Here is a 5861-nt window from a genome sequence, read left to right on the forward strand (position 1 = left end):
ACTAATTATGAAATGGAACCGAAAAATAAAAAATAAAGGTAACTTAGTTAATGCAGTTTAGATGTTTGACAGCTTATCCCAATTACGATTATTGAACCTCCGAAGCTAACAGAACTAATTATTATATCTTCAATACCTCAATTAGAGTTTGGTCAGAGTTTTCAGTTTCAAGTTAAGGGAGTAGATCAATATGGTGACAGCATACAAACTGAGAGAATTACTTGGTCAACAAGTAGCGGCGGTGGAATAATTGACCAAACTGGCTATTTTATAGCTGTCAACAAGCAAGGAAACTTTGAAATTATCGCTTCAGTCCGTTCTATTCGTCGAGTTATCCCAATTACGATTATTGAACCTCCGAAGCTAACAGAACTAATTATTACGTCCTCAATACCTCAACTAGAGTTTGGTCAGAGCTTTCAGTTTGAAGTTAAAGGATTAGATCAATATGGTAACAATATACAAACTGGGAAAATTACTTGGTCAGGAAGTAGTGGCGGTGGAACACTTGACCAAAATGGCAATTTTGTAGCTGGAAATAATGCTAAAGGTAAGTTTAGACTAACTGCTACTGCTACTGAATACAATATCAGTGCTTTTGCTGATATTGAAGTAGTTTCTATCTTGAGATATTTATCAATTTTTCCGAAGGAAGTAGCACTTAAACCTGAACAGAATTTTACTTTTGATGCGATCGGATTCGATCAACAAGATGAACCAATACAGATTAATCAAGTATATTGGCAATGTACTCAAGGGGGAAGAATTAACGGCAATGGAACTTTTATAGGAGGTTATGAAAAGCGAGAAGTTACGGTTACTGCGACAGTTAAAGGAATTAGTCAATCAGTTAAAGTTACGTTACTCCCAGTTTTAAGACGATTAGAAATTTCTCCTCAAAAAATAGTAAAACTTCAGCCTGATGAATGCCAAAAATTTACAGCAATAGGCATAGACCAATATGGCAATCGAATAGATACTGGAAAAATATCTTGGGAAACAACAGGTGGAAAAATTGACCAAAGCGGTAATTTTACTGCCGCTAGTAATGCGAAAGGTACATTTAAGGTAACAGCTAATGTTACTGAAATATCGGAATCTGGGGTAAGGGCTAAACTCTTAATCTTGGGAATATACATGAGGCTTTTATATCGTGTATTTTCATTTGTTAATTTTACCCAAAATAATTTCATACTCAAATCGGCTGTCGAGCTTGTAAAAACTAATTTTACGACTGGTGAACAAACAGAAAAAGCCGAAAATATAGAAACAGATTCGACAAATGAAGCAACCGATATTCTTGGTTTTGATATAGATGCCTGGTTACACAAAAACATCTTTAATATTGTCGCTCGGATTCTCGACTTGGCGGGTCAACTATTTATTAATGCAGCTAAAATTAGTGCTTCTGTTGAAGTTGTTGTAGTTCCTGTATTGAGACGATTAGAAATTTATCCTAAAGAAGCACAGCTTAAGCCTAATCAGAATTTAACTTTTAGTGCGAAAGGATTTGATCAGCAAGGGGATCTGATGATGCCTGGAAATATCATCTGGCGTGCAACAAGTGGCAAGATAAATTCAGATGGTAAATTTATTGCTGGAAAAAGTATCGGTCAAGTTACAATAACTGGCAATTTTGGAGAGATTTGTAGTTCTGCATTTATAAATATAGTTGAGCATCAGAAATTAACACTGCCACGATTAACACTTCTACCCAATCCTGCACCTACAGAGACAGTTGATAGGGATGATGAACAAGATGATGATAACAATGATTTAGATGACAATGATTTAGATGACAATGATTTAGATGACGATGATTTAGATAACGATGATTTAGATGACGATGATTTAGATAACGATGATTTAGATAACGATGATTTAGATGATAATACCAATCGAATTCATTTGAATTGTGTAGCTTTAGAAGATTATTTAGCTGACAATGATTTAGCTGACAATACTAATGATCCTTGGGATTCTATAGATTTAGAGGATAATTTAAATGACGATAATTCTGAGAATAATAGTGTTCATGGGTTTAACAAGAACTCGATTTTTTACAATGGTTATAGTATCAATGAGGATGAAGACATAATCAATGAGGATGAAGACCTAATCAATGAATATGAAGATACAAATTATTGTTCTAATCGCTATAAGCTTACTGTGAAAGTTGCTATTTGTGGCAGGAAGAAACGTCATCAAAGTCGTGAAATTACAGACAAGGACGCTGTAATAGAAGCAATTAAAGAAATGTCAGAAGAAATATCACAACTAAATATTGCTGCTTTACCAAGTGAAATGTCTAATTTAGAACAAACAAATGAAATTAAAAAAATGTCCGAATAATTGAGAGATGAATAATTTTTTAATTGCTCAACAAAATACTTGGATGAGCAGAGTAAACTAACTCAAGTAATCTGTAGGTGCGTCAGGCGAAAATTTATCGCTTGTTATAATATATCATCCGGGGATGAGTAGACCCGACACCTACCCACAAACTATGCAACCCATCCAAATTACCACATTCCAAGCTTTGTGGCGCAGCTTGGGCCTGATAATCAAAGCCGCACCAATAGAACTCCGCCATTTAATCATACTCAACATCATCGCCGGTGCTGCCCCATCAGCCGTGCTATTTTTAGATAAATTAATCATTGATGAAGTATCTCGGTTGCTGTCGCAAACCCAAACAGCACAGCCCCTTGCTTTGATGCTTTCCCGACCAATATTGCTGTGGAGTATTGCCGGAGTCTTAAGTCTTAGGTTAGTCGGCGATGCCCTAGACACAATGAGCTCTTTTGCAGCGACATCTTTGCGCGATCGCGTTCAAGGCTTTGTCGAAGGAAAAGTCCTGGAAAAAGTCGCTAATTTCGACGATATTGCCCTGTTTGAAAACCCCGAACTATTAAATATTGTAGAACTCGCAAAAACCGGAGTATTCAAAATACAGCAACTAGCATTTACCATCAGCATGACCATCACGGGAATTTTTATATTTATTCCATCGATAGGCCTTGCTGCAGCGATAGCTTGGTGGGTGCCAGTGGTGATGTTGATTTCATCCTGTCCCTCAATTTACATCCAAAGAAAATATAGCAAAATCATCTGGAGAGTTCAAAGAAAGCAAGCTAAAATCAGCCGGGAGATGAACTTATCCGCTAGAGTCTTGACGGGCGAAGAATATGCTAAAGAATTGCGTTTGTTTGGCTTGCAAAAACTTTGGCTCAAACGCTGGCAGGAGCAGTTTTTGCAATTTTTTAGCGAGATGCAGCAAATCCGAAAAAAAGGAGCAATTGTTTTACTTTTGTGGTCAGTGTTTAGTAGAATCGGAGTAGCTTTGCCATTTGTTTATGTGGTAATGGGAGCTTTGGGTGGTCGCTATACTTTGGGAGATTTGGCGCTGTATTCTGGTTTGATTGTTCAGGTGGAGCAAAGTTTGCAATTACTTATAGGCAATTATGCTAATTTGTACGATATTTCACTCGGTGTTACTCCGATTTTTCAACTTTTGGAACTCAAGCCAGAATTGCAGTCTCCGCTTGGGGATGTAGCATCTCGCCTGCCTAGTTTACCAGAAGACGGGCAAGATGCCCGTGCCACAAGTCAATTACCAAGTCACGGGCAAGATGCCCGTCCCACAACTCAATTACCAAGTCACGGGCAAGATGCCCGTCCCACAACTCAATTACCAAGTCACGGGCAAGATTCCCGCCCCACAAAAGATAAAATTGGCATCGAGATTAAGCATCTATCTTTCTGCTATCCCGGTAGCAATAAAAGCACGGTTGAAGATATCAACTTAACGATTAATCCGGGGGAAATGCTAGTGCTTGTTGGTGAAAATGGCGCGGGTAAAACAACCCTTGGCAAACTCCTCGGCCGCCTGTACGACCCGACAAGTGGTACGATCGCCTGGAACGGCAAAGATTTGCGATCGTACTCTCTAGCATACGTGCGATCGCGCATCGCCGTCGTCATGCAAGATTACGCCCGTTTCCCCTCCACAGTCCGCGAAAACGTCGGTTTCGGCGACTTGCTTTCACTGTCAGATGACACCGCAATTAACGAAGCTATTTCCGAAGCAGGAATTCGCGAAAAAGTCAATAGTCTTTCCGCAGGTTTAGAGACACCGTTGGGGAAACAATTAGAAGACGGCATAGACTTATCGGGGGGACAGTGGCAAAGAATTGCGATCGCCCGCGCCTTAATGCGGCTTTCTACAGCCGAAGTGCTCATTTTTGACGAACCAACCGCCGCCCTCGACCCCAAGACAGAACACGAAATTTACAGCATCTTCCGCCAAATAGCCGCCGGGAAAACAACAATAGTAATCAGTCACAGATTGGGATTAGCAAAAATTGCCGATCGTATCGCCGTCATGGAAAACGGTAAAATAGCAGAAATAGGAACTCACGACGAATTGATAGCATCAAACGGAATTTACTGCTCAATGTTCACCCGTCAAGCTAGCAGCTATATTTAGAGTTAAACCAACAGTCCGCCAGGGGTTAAGCTGTGTTGCATCTAGATTGCCTATGGTATTAGAGAGGGAGAGGGGGAGAGGGGGAGAGGGGGAGAGGGGGAGAGGATTTGGCGATTTTTGATCGGAACTCGAAATATACAATTTAAATGCACAACAGCTTAAAACCCCTGTCTCATAGCGAAAGTCGGTTGAAACTCACATCTTGCACCTTTCTCGCTTAACAGGCAAGATGCCTGTTCCACAAAGAGTGAATTTTCTTGTGGAACAGGCATCTTGCCTGTTCCTAAAAAGCTTATTGAGAATGGTGCAACATCTCAGTTTAAACCGACTGGGGAGATATTGCAATGCTTGTTCAAAAATGTGTCTTTCAGTCCTCTTTGAGAGGACTTTTGCTATGAGACGGGGGTTTTCAACCCCCGGCGGACTTGTGGGTTAGCGTGGGGAATTTGGCGCGGGTGATTGCGATCGATTATCGCGGATTTGCGATCTAATTTCTCTCGTTAGGTGGCGATAAACCGAGTTTCTGCGACAAGTTTCAGTTGAGTACGATAAATATCGGAAGAAACCCGGTTCCGGGGATTAGCTGCGTGGCGAGAAACCGGGTTTCTGCCACAATTTTCCGCCTCGCACGAGAAATATCGGAAGAAACCCGGTTTCTGAGCGTGCGATATTTTTGAGAAAATTGTCAGAAAGTGCGAGTTATAATAAAACCAACCTAGTTGGCGATAATATCAACGATGGAAACTATAACCCTCAACCTACCTGCATCCGTCGCTTTAACCGACGAACAATTTTATCAATTGTCCATCGCTAATGAAGAGTGGCGATTAGAACAAACCCCCGAAGGAGAACTAATTATTATGCCTCCAACAGGCGGCGAAAGCGGCATCAGAAATTCGGATTTGACTACAGACCTAAATTTGTGGAATCGTCAGACTCGATTGGGAAAAGTCTTTGACTCTTCCACTGTCTTTCAATTACCCAACGGTGCGAAGCGTTCCCCTGATGCTGCTTGGGTACTCCTAGAACGTTGGGAAGCATTATCCGCAGAAGATAAGCGCAAATTTCCTCCCCTGTGCCCGGACTTTGTAATAGAATTGCGTTCCCAAACTGATTCCCTAGAAACATTGCGGGCTAAAATGCGGTATTATCGAACTAACGGCTGTCGCTTAGGTTGGCTAATTGACCCCCAAACGCCTTTAGTAGAAATCTATCGCTTGTCTGAAGATGTAGCAGAAGTGATTAATTTCTCTTTTGACCAACCGCCTACACTTTCGGGTGAAGATGTACTTCCCGGATTTCTTCTAGATATTACACCTATTCTCAATCCTTGAATCTCGCTCCATTTTCTTTAGTTGGTTGGCAAGAAACC

At 40.9% G+C, this 5861-nt stretch carries 3 protein-coding genes; all 3 read left to right on the forward strand.

Translation table 11 applies throughout. The annotated features are described in order from the left end of the window. Window positions 1-624 precede the first annotated feature (624 nt). The 3 genes from QUA00_RS33465 to QUA00_RS33475 all read left to right on the forward strand — a co-directional run bounded on the left by QUA00_RS33465 (window position 625) and on the right by QUA00_RS33475 (window position 5823). A complete protein-coding gene (locus QUA00_RS33465; RefSeq protein WP_333412772.1) occupies window positions 625-2352 on the forward strand; it encodes a hypothetical protein in 1728 nt (575 codons plus the stop codon). A gap of 154 nt (window positions 2353-2506) precedes the next feature. Beyond that, window positions 2507-4489, forward strand: coding sequence for an ABC transporter ATP-binding protein (locus QUA00_RS33470; protein ID WP_333412774.1), 1983 nt, complete (start codon window positions 2507-2509; stop codon window positions 4487-4489). A gap of 737 nt (window positions 4490-5226) precedes the next feature. Then, window positions 5227-5823 carry a Uma2 family endonuclease gene (locus tag QUA00_RS33475; RefSeq protein ID WP_333412776.1) on the forward strand — a complete coding sequence of 199 codons (597 nt, stop codon included), beginning with the start codon at window positions 5227-5229 and terminating at the stop codon, window positions 5821-5823. Window positions 5824-5861: the final 38 nt, after the last annotated feature.

Origin of the sequence: Microcoleus sp. T2B6 (assembly GCF_036700475.1) — a bacterium.
Taxonomy (GTDB): Bacteria; Cyanobacteriota; Cyanobacteriia; order Cyanobacteriales; family Microcoleaceae; genus Microcoleus.

Coding starts and splice junctions, on each gene's coding strand:
- QUA00_RS33470 (WP_333412774.1), top strand. CDS start 2,507: ATGCAACCCATCCAAATTACCACATTCCAAGCTTTGTGGCGCAGCTTG.
- QUA00_RS33475 (WP_333412776.1), top strand. CDS start 5,227: ATGGAAACTATAACCCTCAACCTACCTGCATCCGTCGCTTTAACCGAC.